1 pseudogene is annotated in these 335 nt (G+C 68.4%); it reads left to right on the top strand.

Annotation, left to right across the window (positions count from 1 at the left end):
* Nucleotides 1-335 (top strand): annotated as a pseudogene (locus RA19_RS24035) (heme biosynthesis protein HemY); the annotation flags it as partial.

The raw sequence follows: 335 nt of genomic DNA, 5'->3' as shown, positions 1-335 counted from the left end.
TGATGGCTGAGCTGAACATCGTGGCCGAAGACTTCCCCGAGGCCCGCCGCTGGCTCGCCGACATGGCGGAACGCGCGCCGGACGCCCGGGCGCTGACCCTGATGGCAGCGATCGAGCGCGGTGAAGGTGCGGATGACAAGGTGGTGCAAGGCTGGCTGGCCAAGGCGCTGACCGCGCCGCGCGGGCCGCAGTGGGTCTGCGACAGCTGCAACCACATCCACGCGGATTGGGCACCGGTCTGCGAGCATTGCTCCAGCTTTGACACCCTGTCCTGGAAACGCCCCGAGACACCGGAAATGGCCAGCGTCGCCGCCGCCCATATGCTGCCGCTGATC

The organism is Leisingera sp. ANG-M1, from assembly GCF_000813745.1.
Taxonomy (GTDB): domain Bacteria; phylum Pseudomonadota; class Alphaproteobacteria; order Rhodobacterales; family Rhodobacteraceae; genus Leisingera.
Note: the sequence above shows the minus strand (reverse complement) of the source record. Positions and strands in the feature narration are given on the sequence as shown.